The 17,672-nt window shown below is 60.6% G+C and carries 14 protein-coding genes, 2 tRNA genes and 1 pseudogene; 11 read left to right on the top strand and 6 right to left on the bottom strand.

All coding sequences use genetic code 11. From position 1 onward, the window contains the following. Window positions 1-319: helix-turn-helix domain-containing protein (locus O3932_RS02855; RefSeq protein WP_371536077.1), on the bottom strand; the 319-nt coding region annotated here is incomplete at its 3' end. Between the two features lie 185 nt (window positions 320-504). On the opposite strand from O3932_RS02855, the gene O3932_RS02850 reads away from it, so the two are divergent. Next, window positions 505-1,563, top strand: a complete 1,059-nt coding sequence (locus O3932_RS02850; protein WP_371536068.1) for an NAD(P)-dependent alcohol dehydrogenase — start codon at window positions 505-507, stop codon at window positions 1,561-1,563. 428 nt (window positions 1,564-1,991) lie between these two features. Then, window positions 1,992-3,065, top strand: a pseudogene (locus O3932_RS02845) (IS1249 family transposase); the annotation flags it as partial. Between the two features lie 159 nt (window positions 3,066-3,224). On the opposite strand, the gene O3932_RS02840 reads toward O3932_RS02845, so the two are convergent. The 4 genes from O3932_RS02840 to O3932_RS02825 form a co-directional block, all read right to left on the bottom strand. Further along, window positions 3,225-3,845, bottom strand: coding sequence for a cytochrome C oxidase subunit IV (locus tag O3932_RS02840; protein ID WP_371536066.1), 621 nt, complete (start codon window positions 3,843-3,845; stop codon window positions 3,225-3,227). Window positions 3,846-4,571: 726 nt separating this feature from the next. After that, a complete protein-coding gene (locus O3932_RS02835) occupies window positions 4,572-5,174 on the bottom strand; it encodes an ABC transporter ATP-binding protein (protein ID WP_371536064.1) in 603 nt (200 codons plus the stop codon). Between the two features lie 64 nt (window positions 5,175-5,238). Then, window positions 5,239-5,478 (bottom strand): gallidermin/nisin family lantibiotic, encoded by a 240-nt coding sequence (locus O3932_RS02830; RefSeq protein WP_371536061.1) that lies wholly within the window; start codon window positions 5,476-5,478, stop codon window positions 5,239-5,241. Between the two features lie 608 nt (window positions 5,479-6,086). Next, window positions 6,087-6,160 (bottom strand) — tRNA-Gly (locus O3932_RS02825). Window positions 6,161-6,260: 100 nt separating this feature from the next. Here O3932_RS02825 and O3932_RS02820 point away from each other — a divergent pair. The 8 genes from O3932_RS02820 (at window position 6,261) to O3932_RS02785 (ending at window position 12,787) form a co-directional block, all read left to right on the top strand. Next, a tRNA-Pro gene (locus O3932_RS02820) sits at window positions 6,261-6,337 on the top strand. A 44-nt stretch (window positions 6,338-6,381) separates the two neighbouring features. After that, window positions 6,382-6,663: an FMN-dependent dehydrogenase gene (locus O3932_RS02815; RefSeq protein WP_371536058.1), complete on the top strand. Its 282-nt coding sequence runs from the start codon at window positions 6,382-6,384 to the stop codon at window positions 6,661-6,663. Window positions 6,664-6,880: 217 nt separating this feature from the next. Then, window positions 6,881-8,200 (top strand): trigger factor, encoded by a 1,320-nt coding sequence (tig, locus tag O3932_RS02810; protein WP_371536055.1) that lies wholly within the window; start codon window positions 6,881-6,883, stop codon window positions 8,198-8,200. A 190-nt stretch (window positions 8,201-8,390) separates the two neighbouring features. Beyond that, entirely contained in the window at window positions 8,391-9,002 is a 612-nt protein-coding gene (locus tag O3932_RS02805) for an ATP-dependent Clp protease proteolytic subunit (RefSeq protein WP_009647542.1), read from the top strand. After that, the gene (locus O3932_RS02800) at window positions 9,002-9,646 is read left to right on the top strand and encodes an ATP-dependent Clp protease proteolytic subunit (RefSeq protein WP_009647520.1); all 645 of its coding nucleotides are present in this window, start codon (window positions 9,002-9,004) and stop codon (window positions 9,644-9,646) included. The genes O3932_RS02805 and O3932_RS02800 overlap by 1 nt, the downstream gene beginning before the upstream one ends. A 297-nt stretch (window positions 9,647-9,943) precedes the next feature. After that, the gene (gene clpX / locus O3932_RS02795) at window positions 9,944-11,203 is read left to right on the top strand and encodes an ATP-dependent Clp protease ATP-binding subunit ClpX (protein ID WP_009647536.1); all 1,260 of its coding nucleotides are present in this window, start codon (window positions 9,944-9,946) and stop codon (window positions 11,201-11,203) included. 48 nt (window positions 11,204-11,251) lie between these two features. Then, on the top strand, window positions 11,252-11,608 hold the full coding sequence (locus tag O3932_RS02790; protein ID WP_009647517.1) for a chorismate mutase: 357 nt from the start codon (window positions 11,252-11,254) through the stop codon (window positions 11,606-11,608). A gap of 153 nt (window positions 11,609-11,761) precedes the next feature. Next, window positions 11,762-12,787 carry a LacI family DNA-binding transcriptional regulator gene (locus O3932_RS02785; RefSeq protein ID WP_371536050.1) on the top strand — a complete coding sequence of 342 codons (1,026 nt, stop codon included), beginning with the start codon at window positions 11,762-11,764 and terminating at the stop codon, window positions 12,785-12,787. A 61-nt stretch (window positions 12,788-12,848) separates the two neighbouring features. Here the strand turns inward: O3932_RS02785 and O3932_RS02780 are convergent, their stop codons facing one another. Further along, window positions 12,849-15,884, bottom strand: a complete 3,036-nt coding sequence (locus O3932_RS02780) for a glycoside hydrolase family 2 TIM barrel-domain containing protein (RefSeq protein ID WP_371536047.1) — start codon at window positions 15,882-15,884, stop codon at window positions 12,849-12,851. Window positions 15,885-16,071: 187 nt separating this feature from the next. Between O3932_RS02780 and O3932_RS02775 the strand changes: the two genes are divergently transcribed. Beyond that, window positions 16,072-17,514: a glycoside-pentoside-hexuronide (GPH):cation symporter gene (locus O3932_RS02775; protein ID WP_296504709.1), complete on the top strand. Its 1,443-nt coding sequence runs from the start codon at window positions 16,072-16,074 to the stop codon at window positions 17,512-17,514. Window positions 17,515-17,672: the final 158 nt, after the last annotated feature.

Genomic DNA, 17,672 nt, shown 5'->3' with positions numbered 1-17,672 from the left:
ACCCCTTCGGCCTGCCCTTAGGCTTGGGCTTAAGGGCCTGCGCGCCGCCCTCGCGGTACAGCCTGCACCACCGCTTCAACGGAGTCGCACTCGCAATACCAAAACGCACCATCGCCTCAGGCTTACTCATCCCACCATCAACCACGGCCCTCGCCGCACCGACCTTGGTCTCATAGTCGTATCTGGTCTGCTTTACTCCCATGGCAAGAAGCCCATCCCTCCCGATCACTCGGTACATCTTGTGCCACTCTCTCACAGTCTCAGCAGACACACCAAGCCTCCTGGCAGCCAAACGATAACCAAATCCCCTCTCAAACATCACCACCGCCTGCTCCCGAAGCAAACGATCATGCCTCACACATACATCCACAGGCACGAAAAGCCTCCCATTCCCAGGACTTCAATTTCGATGTCCAAGAAACGGGAGGCAGTTCACTTCGGCGTCGGGGCTTTTTGTTGCAGTATGCTTGTGTCATCCCGAATTGATTGGACAAAGGAGTTGTGATGCCCAGCGTAATCGCTTACGGTTGCGACGATGCCACCACCCAGTTCCATCCCCTGCAGATCGACATTCGTGAGCCGGGCGAGGGCGAGATCTACTTCGATGTCGCCTACGCGGGCATTTGCCACTCTGACATCCATTCCGCCCGCGGCGAGTGGGGTCCCGTCGCTTACCCGCTTGTGCCTGGCCATGAGTTCGTTGGCACAGTCGCCAAGGTTGGCCCCGGCGTGACGACCTTCAAGGTGGGGGACCGCGTGGGCGTGGGCTGCTTGGTCGGCTCGTGCGGCACTTGCGAGATGTGCGAGTCCGGCTACGAGCAGTGGTGCACCTCGACGCCTGGAACCCTGTGGACCTACCGTGCCGACGCCGAGGGGAAGCCGACGACAGGAGGATACTCTCGGGGCTTCACGGTGCGCGCCGACTTTGCGCTGCATATCCCGTCTGAGCTGGATTTTGCGGCCTGCGCCCCTCTCCTGTGCGCTGGTATCACCACCTACTCGCCGCTGAAGCATTACAACGTGGGTCCCGGTGTGCGCGTGGCCATCCTGGGTATGGGGGGTCTCGGGCACGTGGGCGTGCAGATCGCCAAGGCCATGGGCGCAGACGTGTCCGTCATCTCTCATGGACGTTCCAAGGAAGTCGACGCACGCCGCTTCGGTGCTGACCACTTCTATGCGACCAGCGAGGAAGGCGTGCTTGAATCCCTGCGCGGTTCCTTCGACCTGATCCTGTGCACCGTGTCTGCCGACGGCCTCGACTACGCCGGATACATGGCGGCCCTGCGTCCCTACGGCGTCTTCGTTGATGTGGGCTTGCCCACCGAGCCCGTCTCGCTGCCGCTGCGCGCCTTCGTGAACGGCGGCAAGTCTTTCGCTGGCTCCCAGATCGGCGGCATCGCCGAAACTCAGGAGATGCTGGACTTCTGTGCTGAGCACGGTGTCATCCCGCAGGTTGAGATGATCACCGGTGAGGACATCACGGAGGCCTACGACAACATCGTGGATTCGCGCGTGCGCTACCGCTACGTCATCGACACCTCCACGTTCCCCGAATCGGCGTGAGCGTGAGGGGGACGCGAAAGCCTCGGGCCGCTCGGCCCGAGGCTTTCCGATTGTTTGGCGATGCCACGCTCGGAGATTCCTGCATCCGTGGGTATCACCTACCTGTGTTCTGCTGTTGATTGGCGCTGTGCTACGGCTAACCCGAGATCATGCTGAACCTACTTGCTGACGATGGGGAGATTGTTGTAGCCTTCCAGTAACAGATCCCCGGTCAGGCCTCTTGCGTCAGCAATGCACAAATGGCCGGGGCCATTTTTATCAGCGAGGATGCTGTCAATGGGGTTGTAGGTCTCTGGGGTTATAGGACACTACGTGTTGCTGGAGGAGTGACTTTTTGGCTTTGTCGCGCGGGAAAGTCACGATTTTAGTTGGTCGTGTTTGCCTCGTTCCTGTGAATACTGCATCGCGGGCCTGTGTGTGGCCGCCCCATGATCCGTCACGGTAAGACGTCTACAGGTCGTCAGCGTTGGCGGTGTAAACCCTGCAAAATCACGACGTTGAACGACATTGACTCTACGGCGAAGCATCTTGATGAGTTCTTGGCCTGGCTGCTGGGTCGGCGTCGTCAGGTGGATTTGTCTGGTGGGGGTCGTTCGTTTCGTAGGCGTTGTGAGGCGTTGTGGCAGTTATGGCCGTTCAGCCCGATCGTCGATGAGGTTCATGAGGTCATTGTCGTCGACGGTATTCACCTGGGCCGAAATGCCGTGGTGCTTATCGCCCAAACACCCGATTGTGTGCTGGGCTGGTACGCGGCTAGGAGCGAGAACTCTCGGGCCTGGGGCGCGCTCATGAGCCGGATCGCGCCCCCGGCCCTGGTCGTCACCGACGGGGGTAGTGGCTTTGCCAGGGCGTGCACGAAGGTCTGGCCTACCACGCGCGTTCAACGCTGTACCTTCCACGCGTATTGCCGTATCCGCCAAGCCACCACAACGCGCCCCAAACTGGAGGCCTCACAACGCTTATACGCTCTTGGGCGCCAGCTCACCCACGTGACAGACATCGAAGATGCTCAGGAATGGATAGGCGCCTACCAGGAGTGGTGCACGCGCTGGAAGGACTTCCTGGAGGAGAAAACACGCAGACCTGAGGGGGGATGGGAATACACCCACGAACGTCTCGTGCGAGCGCGTAACAGCCTCAACAAGCTCATCTCCCAGGGGCTCTTGTTCACCTACCTGGAGCCCACCTGGACACACCAGATGCCCGCGATGACCAACCAGATCGAAAGCACGAACGCCCAATTACGCCAGATGCTGCGCGACCACCGCGGCATGCGCCTAACCCGACGTATGAAAGCCGTGTTTTGGTGGTGCTACACCCACTCTCCCCACCCGCAACCAGCGGCAACGATCCTGGCGACCATGCCCACCGACGCAGCCCTCGAAAATGCCTGGTACCACGCCAGCCAAACCTACCAAGCCACCGGCATCATCCCTGGCTGGGGCGACGCAATCTGCTTCAACGAACTCCACCACACCACCCCCTACCACAACACCTGGGACTCACCCCAGCAACACGAAATGTCCTATAACCCGACATTGTCGAGGTCCTTTGAAGATCGCGGGGGTAGAAGTCCGCTTATCATCAAGGACCTCGACCTCTACCCGCAACCCCCGACCAACACCCGGTCACCCACACTCAACTCGGAAGAACCAGTATAACTATGCACGTTTCACCGACCTCAGTAAAAACCCCGAACTTATCGCAGCCAACAGAATCCCGGTAGAAAATATATAGCCAAAGGTGGCACCTTTTGAAACCCAAGTCGTGGGAACGACAGCAAACAAAACAGGTGAGTTTGCAAAATCACCAGTGCTAATCGGAAGACCTGCCACCACAAAAAAGATGATAACAATCCATGAAACTAATGAAGTAGTCCAAAGCCGAAGCGCAAAACAGGCCAGAGTTAGCACAACCGAAGAGAAAACAAGTACTAAAGCAGTATGACTCGACAGTGGCTCATTAACAATCTCGCCAATGACAGAGACATAAAGCAGACTCAAACAAAGGTTAACTACTTGTGCGAGAAGCAGCGATTTAGCAATGAACCGGAGCAGAACTTTATCGTGAATACTAAACGAGACATACGAGGCAGGGACCTTAGCATGCGATAAAGCTAGACCTGCCGTGGCAATTGGGAGCGCGATGAGTAACGCGGATTGCGCTACGGCAATGATATTTCCATAACGGAGAAATAGCACCGGAAGAACTAGTGCACCGATATAAGCAATCGTGACCCAACGAATGATTGCGATTCGCTCGATAGAACACAAAAACTTCATTTTCTTAATGCTCCTTCACTTCGAAACCTAGTCACAAGAACATAGATAATAATTAGGATTGCTATCGGGATAAGCGCAGAGAAACCCAAATTTGATTGCTCCTGGATATCTACGAACGAGTTTGTGGTACCATTGAGATTCAGCCCTACCAAGTGGACGGCGTTTGATATGTATGGGGTAGCATTGTCAGCTAGGTTACGGGGTAGCACTATCCAGAAGTACAGAAGAACACCTGAAATTACCGCGGCAGCCGGAGGTCTTGAGAGACTTTCTAATGTTGAGTAGATCAGAGCAATTAGTATACTTTGGAGGGTAAGAAAGCAAAGCAGGGTCGCTAGCCCTGAGTGCATCTTCGAACCAGACAAAACCATTGTTAGATCGAATAACAGCACACTAAGCAGGTTCACAAGAATTATTAAAAGCGTTCGACAGATAGTGCGCAGGACGCTAGGTAACCAAGCAATGTATACCTGCCGAGGCAAACCCCCATAGTGGACCTCGGAAACCCTAGCATCAAGTATAAAGAGTAATGCGAGGGAAATCAGTGGCTGCGTTCCAGTAAAGAAGAAGCTGTATCCCCCTGTTATTGGAGTTCCGCTTGCCTCACTTGAAATCCATGCGCCGAGGAATAGCGACGCCATTGAGCCCAAGATAGCCGCGAGAAAATACCAGATATTCCAATAGTAAGTAAGCAAAGCACGGATAGCTGAAGTGATTGGCATGGCCCTACCTCCGGTTATATAGGTCCGCGAGATTCACGCCGTTGAGGTCGGGGATATGCAAAGCTTTGCCGTTACGAACTACGACACACTCATCCGGGACGCCTTGAATCTCATGGAGGAGGTGCGTTGATATTACAACGCAGTTCCCTTCGTCCCGATAACGACGAAGCGTCGCAGACAAGGAGATCATGCCATCTGGATCCAAACCATTCTGTGGCTCATCAAGGAACAAAAATTTTGGTCTAGATAATAAAGCAAGACAAAGCTCCAGCCGTTCCTTCATGCCGGTCGAGTAGTCCTTGGCTTTCCGCCCGTGGGCAGCGCGGACGATGTCCACACTATCCAAGGCCGACTCAGGATCAACATCCAGACCCCAGAATGCCGCGACGACCTGTACATTTTGTTTACCACTCAGATATGGAAAGTGGCTTGGATGGTCGATTGCAGCTGACATTTCGCTAATGTCTGTCTGATCGTATCTAATGTGGCCACTTACTGGTTTTATCCGACCGAGGAGCGTTTTCATTAAGGTGGTTTTACCTGCTCCATTTGGTCCAAGGAGGCAGATTATCCTGCCAGTATTTAGCTGCAAGTTAATGCCGCTCACTACTGGGGAATTCTTGTACCCAACCGACAAATCAGTTACCGATATAGCTGGCATGGCCTACCTTTCAAAGAAAACGGCCCTGGAGGTAAGGCCTAGGATGCCTTACCTCCAGGGCCGACTGTTGCGACAAAGCTACTAACTGCTTGAAGCCAACAGAGATGCCGCAGACGTTAGTACACTGGGTAGTGAAGCGTGCAATGCCGCCGGTCGGGCACCCAGGGGCGCACAGGAACTTCGAGGCGATTTGAGGACAAACAGCTTCCTCAACCTCTTCAACACGGGTGTCAAGGTCAAAGGGGACCATGACTTGTCCAATCTCTCAGAATCTGAACATATTCGGGTAGCAGAAAGTCACCTGCGTCACTATGGTACAACAAGGCTAAGCCGAATGCAAGGTTCGGCAGGGGCAACTTTTAGAGTGTTCAGATCCGACTATGATTTAGCCTAATTGCGCTCCTTCGAGACTGAGGTAAGCCTACCTATTTGGATAACCAGGTAATTGTAAGATACAAAATATAGCTAATGTAAACCATGGTCCAGCAAGGGTGAAGTACTACCTCAGCACACGTTTGGTCCAAATCCAACATGTCCCGGTTTTTTCAAACTCGGTCTCCGGGCGTTCCTTGGGACCTTGTCGTTTTCTGGTTGATCCGTGAGAGCGCGAGGCTGTACTTTTTGACGCGGAGCTGAACCTTTTGACGCAAGGCCACATTTTTGACGCTTTCTGCCTCGACGCACCGAGCGAGCCCCTGAGTCACCCCTCCGAGGCTCCGATCAGCCGCCGTCAGAGGCTCCTCCATGGCACCGCACACCCGGCTTCAACACCCCAAAACCGCCACAGAACAGCGAAAACGCCACCCTGGATAGTTCCTGGCCGTGCCGGAAACCTTTGTATCCAGAGTGACGTTCTTTTGGAGCGGATGACGGGAATCGAACCCGCGTGATCTGCTTGGAAGGCAGAGGCTCTACCATTGAGCTACATCCGCGTACCCCCGAGGGGGACACGGAAGAGCTTAGCGGCAAACGTCCACGTGCGCGACATTTAGCATTCGCTCCCGTATGATGGTGCATCGGACACGAGTCCTTCGGGGTGTAGCGCAGCTTGGTAGCGCATCTGCTTTGGGAGCAGAGGGTCGCAGGTTCAAATCCTGTCACCCCGACCATCAGCGGCAGTACTGTCGCGCAAAACGTCAGCAGGGGAGAGGCCATGCCGTCCTATCGCACCATCATGACGGTCACCACCCTCGCACCCGGCCGGGCCCCCGAAGAAGTTGAGCAGGCGGCGCGTGCCGTCACCCGACTCGAATCCTGGGACATCGCCATCGCCGCAGGTCAGCCTCGCGTGACAGCGCGCTTCACCGCCGTCGACGACTCCGAAGCCCGGGCTACTCACGCCGCTATCGTCGGTGGCGTGCGCCAGGTCGCCGACGTGCCTCGCGCGCGTCTGGCCGCCGTCGTGCGCGGCCGTTCCCACTACCTGACAATCTGAGGACACGCGACCCGACGCCTCCGCCCCGGCCTCGTCACCCAGGCGCACGAAACGTCACGCGTGTGTAATTGCGCACGAGATCAGGCCGTGATCGGGTCCATACGCCCGATTTGGCACGGCGAAGAGAGACATCGCCGGGGCCGTGGCGTACACTGGGCGAGTTGTCATGCGCCCGAAGTGGGCGTTCCCCTATTCGTAGACTACGGAGCGTACGCACGTGAAGAGCACCGTCGAAACCCTCGAGCCCACCAAGGTTCGTCTGACCGTTGAGGTTCCCTTTGAGGAACTCAAGTCCGAAATGGACAAGGCGTACAAGGAGATCGCCGGACAGGTCAACATCCCCGGCTTCCGTAAGGGCCACGTGCCTCCGCGCATCATCGACCAGCGTTTCGGCCGCGCCGCCGTCATCGAGCAGGTCGTCAACCAGGTCCTGCCCGGCCACTACTCCGACGCCGTCAACGAGAACGACCTGCGCCCCATGGCTCAGCCGACCGTCGACGTCACCGAGATCCCGAACGTGACCGGCCCCCAGGGCGGCCAGCTGGTCTTCACCGCCGAGGTTGACGTGGTCCCCGCCTTCGAGCTGCCCGAGATCGACGAGTCCATCGTCGTCGAGGTTGCCCCCACCAAGGTCACCGACGAGGACGTGGAGAAGGAACTCGAAGACCTGCGTGGCCGCTTCGCCACCCTCAAGACCATCAACCGCAAGGCCAAGACTGGCGACTTCGCCACCATCGACCTGGTTGCCACCATCAACGGCGAGCAGGTTGACTCCGCCTCTGACGTCTCCTACGAGATCGGCTCTGGCACCATGCTCGACGGCCAGGACACCGCCCTGCGCGGCACCAAGGCCGGCGACGAGGTCACCTTCACATCCACGCTCAAGGGCGGCGACCACGAGGGTGAAGAGGCTGAAGTCACTATCACGGTCAAGGCTATGAAAGCGCGCGAGCTGCCCAAGGCTGACGACGACTTCGCTCAGATGGTCTCCGAGTTCGACACCATCGACGAACTCAAGGAAGACCTCAAGAAGCAGGCCGCCGAGTCCAAGGAGTCCCAGCAGGCCCTCGCCGCGCGCGACGCCCTGATCGACGTTCTCCTCGGCAAGGTTGAGATCGTTCTGCCCGAGTCCGCGGTCGACCACCAGGTCGAGCACCGCGTGGGCGAGGACGCCAAGCCCAAGGAGAAGAAGGAAGCTCGCGAGGCTGTCGAGAAGGAGATTCGCACCGAGCTGCTCTCCGAGGCCTTGGCCAAGAAGTTCGACGTCCAGGTCTCCCAGCAGGAACTCATCGACTACGCGATCCAGATGTCCCAGAACTTCGGCATCGACATCAACCAGCTGTTCTCTTCCCCCCAGCAGATGTCGAACGTTGTTGCTGACCTCGGCCGCTCGAAGGCCCTCATCGAGGCCCTCAAGGTCGTCACCGTCAAGGACACCAACGGCGCTGACGTTGATCTGTCCAAGTTCTTCGGCACCGATCCCGCCACCGAAGAGGGCGCGGAGATCATTACCGAGGTCGCCGACGAGCAGGAGTGAGTGCGGGCGCGAGACTGTCGCACTGACGATCACCCCGATCTAATCTCGAGGGGCGAGGCCTGGGCCTCGCCCCTCGAGCGCATGTGCCGACAGCGAAACGGCGGCCCGGCGCGCGCGCTGCGGGCCGCGCACCGGGTACGGTTGACACCAATGGGGCCACCTGGGCCCGCGAACAGACGAGGAGGTACGCGTGAGCGTGCACAATACCGGGGCTGCTGGCGATGGCTCGCAGCTGGGACTGGGCGACTCGGTCTACCAGCGCCTGCTCAAGGAGCGCATCATTTGGCTGGGCGGCGAGGTCCGCGATGAGAACGCGAACGCGATTTGCGCGCAGCTGCTGCTGCTCGCGGCCGAGGATCCGGACCGCGATATCTACCTGTACATCAACTCGCCCGGCGGCTCGGTCACGGCCGGTATGGCTATTTACGACACGATGCAGTACATCAAGCCGGACGTCGTCACGGTCGGCATGGGTCTGGCCGCGTCGATGGGTCAGTTCCTGCTGACCGCGGGTGCTCCTGGGAAGCGTTACATCACGCCTCACACGCGCGTGCTGCTGCACCAGCCCCTGGGTGGCGCTGGCGGCTCGGCGACGGAGATCCGCATTAACGCGGACCTGATCCTGGGCATGAAGAAGGAACTCGCAGCGATCACCGCGTCTCGCACGGGCAAGACTGTCGAGCAGGTGGAGGCCGATGGTGATCGCGACCACTGGTTCACCGCGCAGGAGGCCCTCGAGTACGGCTTCGTTGATCGCGTGATCGACAGCCCGCAGGAGATCGGAACGCGAGGAGAGAACTGATGAGCACTCAGCCCTACTTTGAGGCGGTTGCCCGCCAGATGCCGCAGGCCCGCTACGTGCTGCCCGACTTCGAGGAGCGCACGGCCTACGGTTTCCGCCGTCAAAATCCGTACACGAAGCTGTTCGAGGATCGCATCGTGTTCCTGGGCGTGCAGGTGGATGATGCCAGCGCCGATGACGTGATGGCGCAGCTGCTGGTCCTGGAGTCCCAGGACCCGGATTCGCTGATCACCATGTACATCAACTCGCCCGGTGGCTCCTTCACGGCGCTGACGGCGATCTACGACACGATGCAGTACATCAAGCCGCAGGTGCAGACGGTGTGCCTCGGACAGGCCGCCTCCGCAGCTGCCGTGCTGCTGGCCGCTGGTTCGCCCGGGAAGCGTCTGGCGCTGCCTAACGCTCGTATCCTCATTCACCAGCCGGCGATGGAGGGTATGCAGGGGCAGGCCTCGGACATCCAGATCGTCGCCGACGAGATCGACCGTATGCGCGCGTGGCTCGAGGACACCATTTCGTACCACTCGGGTAAGTCGGTGGAGCAGGTGCGCCGCGACATCGAGCGCGACAAGATCCTCACTGCCCCGCAGGCGGCCGAGTATGGTCTGATCGATCAGGTGCTTGAGTCTCGTAAGGCTCTCTGACGCTGTCGTCATCGACGAGGCCGTGGCTTCCCCGTGCGTTTTCGCGTGGCGGGTGCCACGGCCTCGTTGTTGAAACAAGGGCATGGTGTCCGACCAATGTTGCGGGAAAGCCTCTTATTGAGCGCGTTGAAAGTATGCTGTGATGCGTGTTACGATCTGATGTGTTGTGATAAGTGAACATTTCGTAACAATGTGCGCGCCGCGATGGATTTTTCTCCCTTGTGCACTAGGTTATTTTGTAGTAAGTGCGAATACATATTCGACCGAACGGAAAATGTTCAATTTTGAGGAGGTCTCGTGGCTCGTCTGACTGATGGCGCGGAACTGCTCAAGTGCTCTTTCTGCGGGAAGAGTCAGAAGCAGGTGCGTAAGCTCATCGGTGGCTCCGGCGCATACATCTGTGACGAATGCATCGAGCTGTGTAACGAGATTATTGAGGAAGAGTTGGGCGCGCAGCAAGCGTTGACGGCTGCTGCCCCCCTTCCCAAGCCTCGCGAGATTAATGAATTCCTGAATACGTGGGTCATTGGTCAGGATCGCGCGAAGCGTGCCCTTTCGGTCGCGGTGTATAACCACTACAAGCGCGTGCGTTCGCGTGAGGCCGGCAATGCCGAGGATATGCTGGGCACGAAGTCCAACATTCTGCTGCTAGGTCCCACGGGCACGGGTAAGACCCACCTGGCGCGCTGCCTGGCCCGCCTGCTTGACGTGCCTTTCGCCATCGTTGACGCCACCGCCCTGACGGAGGCTGGCTACGTCGGCGAGGACGTGGAAAACATTCTCCTGCGCCTCATTCAGGAGGCCGATGGTGACATCAAGAAGGCCGAGAAGGGCATCATCTACGTCGACGAGATCGACAAGATTGGCCGCAAGGCTGAGAACGCCTCCATCACCCGCGACGTGTCGGGCGAAGGCGTGCAACAGGCCCTCCTGAAGATCATCGAAGGCACGGTCGCCTCCGTGCCCCCCACGGGCGGGCGCAAGCACCCCCACCAGCAGTTCCTCGAGATCGACACCTCCGGTATCCTCTTCATCGCCGCCGGTGCCTTCGCTGGCATCGAAGACATCGTGAAGGCCCGCCTGGGCCGCCGTTCCACGGGCTTCGGGTCCGAACTGAAGAGCACCTCGGAGATGGGTGATCTCTACGAGGCCGTGAGCGCCGAGGATCTGCACAAGTTCGGCATGATCCCCGAGTTCATTGGCCGACTTCCCATCCTGACCTCCACGAAGGAGCTGACGGAGGAAGACCTGGTCCGCGTCCTGACTGAACCGTCGAACTCGCTCGTGCGCCAGTACCAGCACCTGTTTGAGCTGGACGGTATGGAACTGGAGTTCACCCACGACGCGCTCCTGGCTATCGCCACTCTGGCGAACGAACGCAAGACCGGCGCGCGCGGCCTGTCCTCCATCATGGAACAGACACTTTCTGATCTCATGTTCGACCTGCCTAGCCGCGACGATGTCGCCCGCGTGCTCGTCACGCGCGATCTGGTCGAAGGCTATGGCGAGGCCGAACTTTATCCTGAACGCTCCTCGGAAGGTAAGCGCAGTGCCTGAGTCCTCCCGCTAGACTTCTGAACAGTCGAGACGTAACGGGAGGATTCCATGCAGAATCAAGACGAAGCCCGGGTTGCCGGTTCCGCTGATCGGGGCGTGAGTGGTGTACCCGCCGAGCTGGCCGAGGCTCGCGCCACCATCGACAACATTGACGCCGCGCTCGTGCATATTCTCGCCGAGCGTTTCCGCTGCACGCAGCGCGTCGGGCACATCAAGGCGCGCCTGGATCTGCCTCCCGCAGACCCAGCTCGCGAGGCCCGCCAGGTCGAGCGCCTGCGCACGCTGGCCGCCTCCTCCGGCCTCGACCCCGACTTTGCCGAGAAGTTCCTGGGTTTCATGGTGCGTGAGGTTATCCGTCACCACGAGGACATCAAAGCCGAATACGACGAGTCCTCCTGCCTCTAAGCGCGTCGCGCGGGCCGAGTGGTGAAGGAAAACCCAGCCACGGCCTCGTCCATCGACACACCCCCGGGTAGAGCGGCGTTCATCCGCGTTCGCACGTCCCGCGTCGGTTAGACTGTCACGAGGTGGCTAGAGGGTGTTTGGGGGATAAGGCCGATGGTTAATCTTGGCGATATCGCGAAGGCGACGGGCTTTTCGAAGGCGACCGTGTCTCGTGTCTTATCTGGTGACCCCAGCTTCACCGCGAAAGAGTCGACCCGCCACCGCGTGATCCAGGTTGCCAACGAACTCGGCTACGCGCTGCGCACCTCTCGTTCCGGCATCCCCCAGACGATTGCGGTGCTGGAAAACTTCGACTCCTCGCCCGGCCCGCGTGATTCCTATTTTTCCGATGTGCGCGAGGCGCTGAGCGAGCGCGCTATCGAGAACATGATGAGCCTGTCGTTCTTTCCCGACGTGCGCTCACTGATCGACGCGAGCGACGAGTATTCCGGTTTCGTCTCGCTGGGTCCCGCGCCCCTGACGCGCGAAGACCTGACCGCGCTGCATGAGGCGCTGCCCCACGGCGTGTTCATCGACATTAACCCTGCGCCCACCCTCTTCCATTCCGTGCGCCCCGACCTGCAGCAGACCGTCATTGAAGCGATCTATGCGCTGCGCGAGCAGGGCCGGACTCGCATCGGTTTCATTGGCGGGGACGGACACATGATGGGATCTCACTTGTTTTGCCAGGACCCGCGAACCATCGCGTTCGACGAGTGGGCGCGCCTGCTGAACATGCCGGTTGAGGGCATGGTGTTCGCGACCGGTCCTTTTACCGTGGACAACGGGCGTCGGCAGACCGAGGCGCTGCTCGACGCGTGCGGCCAGAAGGTGCCTGATGCGCTCCTGGTTGCCGCGGACTCGCTCGCTGTCGGTGTCCTCCAGGCGCTGTTCGCACGCGGGATCCGCGTGCCCGATCAGGTGGCGGTCGTCTCTATCGACAACTTGGAGGTCTGCGAGTACACGGCACCGCCGCTCAGCTCCTACGCGATCGAACCCTCCGAGCTGGCGGAGACGACTCTGATGCTGCTGTCCGACTCGATTGTGGGTCGCTTCAAACACAAGCATCATATATTGCTGTCGACCCGCCTGGTCGCGCGCCAGAGTTTCGTGCCCGCCGAGGACGTGCCAGAGTCCTAACAGTGGCGCAGACACAGGTGAGCGGCGGGGGATTGGAACATACCCCCGCCGCCCGCGTGCGTCAGATGAGGGACAGCGTCACGTCGAGCACCTGTGCGCCGCTCGCGTCGACGTGGAACTCATCGTGGACCGGCGATCCCCAGGAGTCGTCGCCGCCGACCCCCATCTGCGCGGTGAGGAGGCGCAGGTAGGTCGCCGCGCGTTCCTCGGGTGCGGGTAGCTCCCACCAGTGTGCGGCCTGCTCGATCTGCGCCGAGGAATAGGGCAGGAGCGAGACGCCCAGCTCGCCGTGGGCATCGACGCGCAGGCCGTGGCCCTCGGCGTCAGTCACCTCGCACCAGCGCGTACCCGGGTGGTAGCCGCACTCCTGCGGCACCGCGTAGGGTGCGATGCCCTCCGCCGCGCCGGCCTCCCACACGCCCAGCGTTGCACCGTCCAGTCGATCCGCGTACGCCTCAACGGGGCCGAGGCCGTAGAAGCGCAGGTGGTCAATCGAAGCTGGGAGCGCCCACTCCACGCCGAAGCATGGCATGGTCGGGAGACCCTGTGCACCCGGGTAGGTTGCGGTCAGGCGGATCGTGCCGTCGGCGCGCAGCTCGTAGCGGACCGGAACGATCACCTCGTCCAGACCAGCGAGCTTGTACTCGTAGGTCACGACAACGCTGCCGGGTCCCTCCTCCACGCGCGTGCCCACGCAGCGCGCGTAGGCACCAGCCGTCGTCCAGCACGCGCGATCAAAGCCGTGACCGCAGCCACGGTCGTTGTCCGTGAGCGGACGGAATGTGGTCAGGCGCGGTGGGCGTGCCACCATGGCCGTCTCCCCGCGCTTCCACTGGACGATGCCGCCCGCCGTGCGAGACAGCAACGCCTCGTTGTCACCCTCGCGCATGCCGATGTTCCAGCGGCCCACCGTAAAGGAGACCCCGCCCGCAGGCGCGGTGTCGGCCACCTCGGGACGCGAGTAGATCGTTTGCCCGACGGACACGACGTGTCCGGCCTCGCACCATGGTGTGTCGGAGGCCAGGACGAGCGCGGCCTCCAGGACGATCTCGTGCTGCGTGTCGGCCAGGAGGTCGCTCGGCCAACCCACGGCCACGGCGCTCTCCTCGCCAGGGGCAGCCACGGCCTCATACATCTCCTCCCACGCGACCTCGCCGTCGGCGAGCACGCGAGCGCGGATACGCAGATCCGACAAAGCAGCGGGCAGAGCCACCGCATTGACTCGGATTTCCTTGGCGCTCGGGGTGAGCATCACCGGAGCGTAGAGCGCCTTGACGGCCTGCGCCTGGGGCTTCGGGGTGCGATCGACGAAGAGAATGCCGTCGCAGGAAAACTCCCAATCGCAGGGGCGATCCTCAAAATCACCGCCGTACGCCAGGAACTCACCGCCCGAGCCGGCCGTCGCCTCGTGGTAGAGCGCCTGGTCAACCAGATCCCAGATGAAACCGCCTCCGTAGGCGGGGTAACGCTCCAAGGCCGTGTAGAGCTGCAGGCCGCCCACCGAGTTACCCATCGAGTGCATGTACTCGCACGACAGGTAGGGCTTCGTCGGGTTATCCCGCAGGTACTCCTCAATCGCGTCGGGTAGGGCATACATGCGCGACTCAATATCCGAGGTGTCGTCGAACTCACGGTCCCAGGTCACACCCTCGTAGTGGACCGGACGCGCCGGATCAAGTTCGTGCGAGCGTTGATACATCGAGCGGAAGACCTCGCCGCCGAACGACTCATTGCCCAGCGACCAGATGAGCACGGACGGGTGGTTATAGTCCTGGCGAACCATCGACTCTAGGCGGTCCACACACGCGCCCTCCCACTCCATCTTCGAACCCGGAATCGCGGTGGCGGGGGTGGGGATGTCACCGGGCGTGCACCACGAGCCGTGCGTCTCCAGGTTTGCCTCGTCGATGACGTAGAGACCGTACTCGTCGCACAGGTCCAGGAAACGGGTGTCGTTGGGGTAGTGACTGGTACGAATCGCGTTGATGTTGAGCTGCTTGCACAGCTTAACGTCCGCGATCATGTCCTCCATTGACATCGTGCGGCCCGTGCGTGCGTTGAACTCATGGCGGTTCGAGCCGCGGAAGATCAGGCGCTGGCCGTTGAGCGTGAAGACCGAGTCGACGATCTCGAAACGCCGGAAGCCCACCCGCTGGGTTACCCGCTCCGCGCCGCCGTCCCCGTCCTCGAGGGTCAGCGTCAACGTGTAGAGCGACGGGGACTCCGCACTCCACGGTTGCACGTCCGCTAGCTTCGCATCCAGGTTGAGGCGCTGGGCGCTCGCGGGTCCGTCGTGGTGCCAGACGACCTGTCCGTCTGACTCGCTCAGCTCTGCGGTGATCGTCGTGTTTTCGAGTGCGCCCTCGATGTGCGCAGCGACGGTGAGCGTACCCTCTCCGGTTGCCGCGTCGTAGTCTGCACGCGCCGCGAGGTTCTCCACATGGGTCGCGGGCAACGCCACCAGGGACACCGAGCGGAACAGGCCGTGGAAGCGCCACGAGTCCTGGTCCTCCAGCCATGAGGCGCTGGAGTACTCGTAGCACACGACGACGATGTCGTGCGTCTCTGTCTCGCCCGACAGCGCTTCCGTGATGTCGAATTCGCTGGCCGTGTAGCCGTCCTCGCAGTAGCCGATGAACGTGCCGTCCACCCAGATGTAGAGGGCCGTCGCGAAGCCGTCGAAGCGCACTCGCACGCTGCCGCGCGCATCCAGGGTCTGTGCCACGGCCTCGTCCAGGTTGAAGGAACGGCGGTAGACGGCGACGCGGCAGTCACTGGGGGCGGCCGGGGCTTGAGGGTCCTCATGTCCGTCCCACGGCATCTGGATGTTGACATAGGCCGGTGGCCATAGTCCCTGCGTCTCGAGGGTGGAGGGGACGGGGATGGAATGGACGTCGCCCTGATCGAATGCGTCGGTAGGGGAGCCGAGGGACACGCGGGTGCCCGAGGTGAGTGCGACCTCCCAGGTGCCGTCGAGGCTCTGGCTGGGTGCTGTGGAGCGGTGCGTCGAGCGGGCGCTCAGTCGATTGACAGCGAAGGCCTGCGGATCATGGAGCCAGGCTGGGTTGGGCGTGTTGATAAGAGCGGTGCGGGACACGGTGACCTCCGAATGTGCGACATTGCGATGGAGCGAACTTGCTCTGCCATCAGAGTAGCCCCTTTTTCTCATGCGCGCAATAACGTAACCATGCGTGAGCTAATAATCGAAAAATCCCTTGCGCATCACCGGTAAATCCGTTAACTTACAAGTGTCCACACAAGAGTTGCTTCGAAGGAGAGGGACCATGTCGCACGAACGAGGTGCACACAAGAGCTGGGTATCGCGCATCTGCTATGCGATCGGTAATCTGGGACAGGCGGCGTACTACAACGCGCTGTCGACATTCTTTGTCACGTACTACGCGGCGCAGACCCTGTTCCGCGACTACGAGGACTCCGAGGCTAAGGCGATGATCGCTATCATCACGGCTCTCGTCTTCATCATCCGCATCGCTGAGATCTTTATCGACCCGCTCCTGGGGAACCTGGTCGACAACACAACCTCACGCTGGGGCCGCTTCAAGCCCTGGCAGGTGATCGGCGGTGTCGGCTCATCGATCCTGCTCTTCGCGATCTTCACCGGACTCTTTGGCCTGGTCAACGTCAACAAGGGTGTTTTCATCGTCGTTTTCATCATCGTTTTCGTGGTGCTCGACGTCCTGTACTCGCTGCGCGACATCTCCTACTGGGGCATGATTCCCGCCCTGTCCTCCTCCTCGGAGGAGCGAAGCGTCTATACCGCCTTGGGTACCTTCACCGGTTCGATCGGCTACAACGGCGTCACCGCCATTGTCGTCCCCGTGGTCGCCTTCTTCGGCGGCCTCGCCGGAGCTGGCTCTGAGAGCCAGGAGGGCTGGACCGGATTTGGTGCGGTCATCGCGCTCCTCGGCATCGTCACCTGCCTGGCCGTCGCCTTCGGCACCCGTGAGGAAGAAAGCGTCCTGCGCGATCCGGGCGACAAGTCCAACCCCCTGCAGGCCTTCCAGGCCATCGGACGCAACGATCAGCTCCTGTGGGTCTCCCTGTCCTACGTCCTCTACTCGATCGCGAACGTCGCGACCACGGGCTTCATGATCTACCTCTTCAAGTTCGTGCTGCGCCTGCCCGACATCTACTCCGTCGTCGGCATCATCGCCTTCGTCATCGGCCTGGTTGTGACGCCCCTGTACCCGGCGATCAACCGCCGCGTGCCGCGCCGCTACCTCTACCTTGGCGGTATGGCGCTCATGGCCATCGCCTACGTCCTGTTCATCCTCTTCTCCACGAACCTCACGGTCGTCTTCATCGCGCTTGTGCTCTTCTACCTGCCTGCCACGTGCATACAGATGACTGCGATCCTTACGATCACGGACTCGGTTGAGTACGGACAGCTCAAGACCGGCAAGCGCAACGAAGCCGTCACCCTCTCGGTGCGACCCATGCTGGACAAGATCGCCGGTGCTCTGTCGAACTCCATTGTCGGATTCGTCGCCATCGCGGCCGCCATGACTAACGATGTCAACCCCGACCTGCTGACGACCGCCAACATCGAGACCTTCAAGGCTGCGGCGTTCTACGCGCCCCTCGGCGTCATCGTCCTGGCGTTCTTCGTCTTCGCGCGCAAGGTCACCCTGAGCGAGAAGAAGCACGGCGAAATCGTCGCCACCCTCAAGGCGAATATGGCTCACGCTGAGGTCGTGGAGGACTGAGTCAAAGACTCCTGACGGATAGATCGTCGGGTGAGGAGTGGGGCGGGGGACGCGCAGGCGTTCCCCGCCCCGCTATGTGTCAAGGGGCGACGAGGCCTGGGCGGGGTTCACGCTGAGCGGGGCGCGGGGCTGTGGCCAGGCGGAAACGGCCTCGTTTT

Source organism: Pauljensenia sp. 20925_1_25 (assembly GCF_041433955.1).
Classification (GTDB): Bacteria; Actinomycetota; Actinomycetes; order Actinomycetales; family Actinomycetaceae; genus Pauljensenia.
The sequence above is the reverse complement of the archived record's forward strand: the minus strand, read 5'-3'. Positions and strand labels throughout refer to the sequence as shown.

Bases quoted from the DNA above. Each gene is read 5' to 3' on its own strand.
- O3932_RS02850 (WP_371536068.1), top strand. From the start codon at position 505: ATGCCCAGCGTAATCGCTTACGGTTGCGACGATGCCACCACCCAGTTC.
- O3932_RS02840 (WP_371536066.1), bottom strand. From the start codon at position 3,845: ATGAAGTTTTTGTGTTCTATCGAGCGAATCGCAATCATTCGTTGGGTC.
- O3932_RS02830 (WP_371536061.1), bottom strand. From the start codon at position 5,478: ATGGTCCCCTTTGACCTTGACACCCGTGTTGAAGAGGTTGAGGAAGCT.
- O3932_RS02815 (WP_371536058.1), top strand. From the start codon at position 6,382: ATGCCGTCCTATCGCACCATCATGACGGTCACCACCCTCGCACCCGGC.
- O3932_RS02800 (WP_009647520.1), top strand. From the start codon at position 9,002: ATGAGCACTCAGCCCTACTTTGAGGCGGTTGCCCGCCAGATGCCGCAG.
- O3932_RS02790 (WP_009647517.1), top strand. From the start codon at position 11,252: ATGCAGAATCAAGACGAAGCCCGGGTTGCCGGTTCCGCTGATCGGGGC.
- O3932_RS02785 (WP_371536050.1), top strand. From the start codon at position 11,762: ATGGTTAATCTTGGCGATATCGCGAAGGCGACGGGCTTTTCGAAGGCG.
- O3932_RS02775 (WP_296504709.1), top strand. From the start codon at position 16,072: ATGTCGCACGAACGAGGTGCACACAAGAGCTGGGTATCGCGCATCTGC.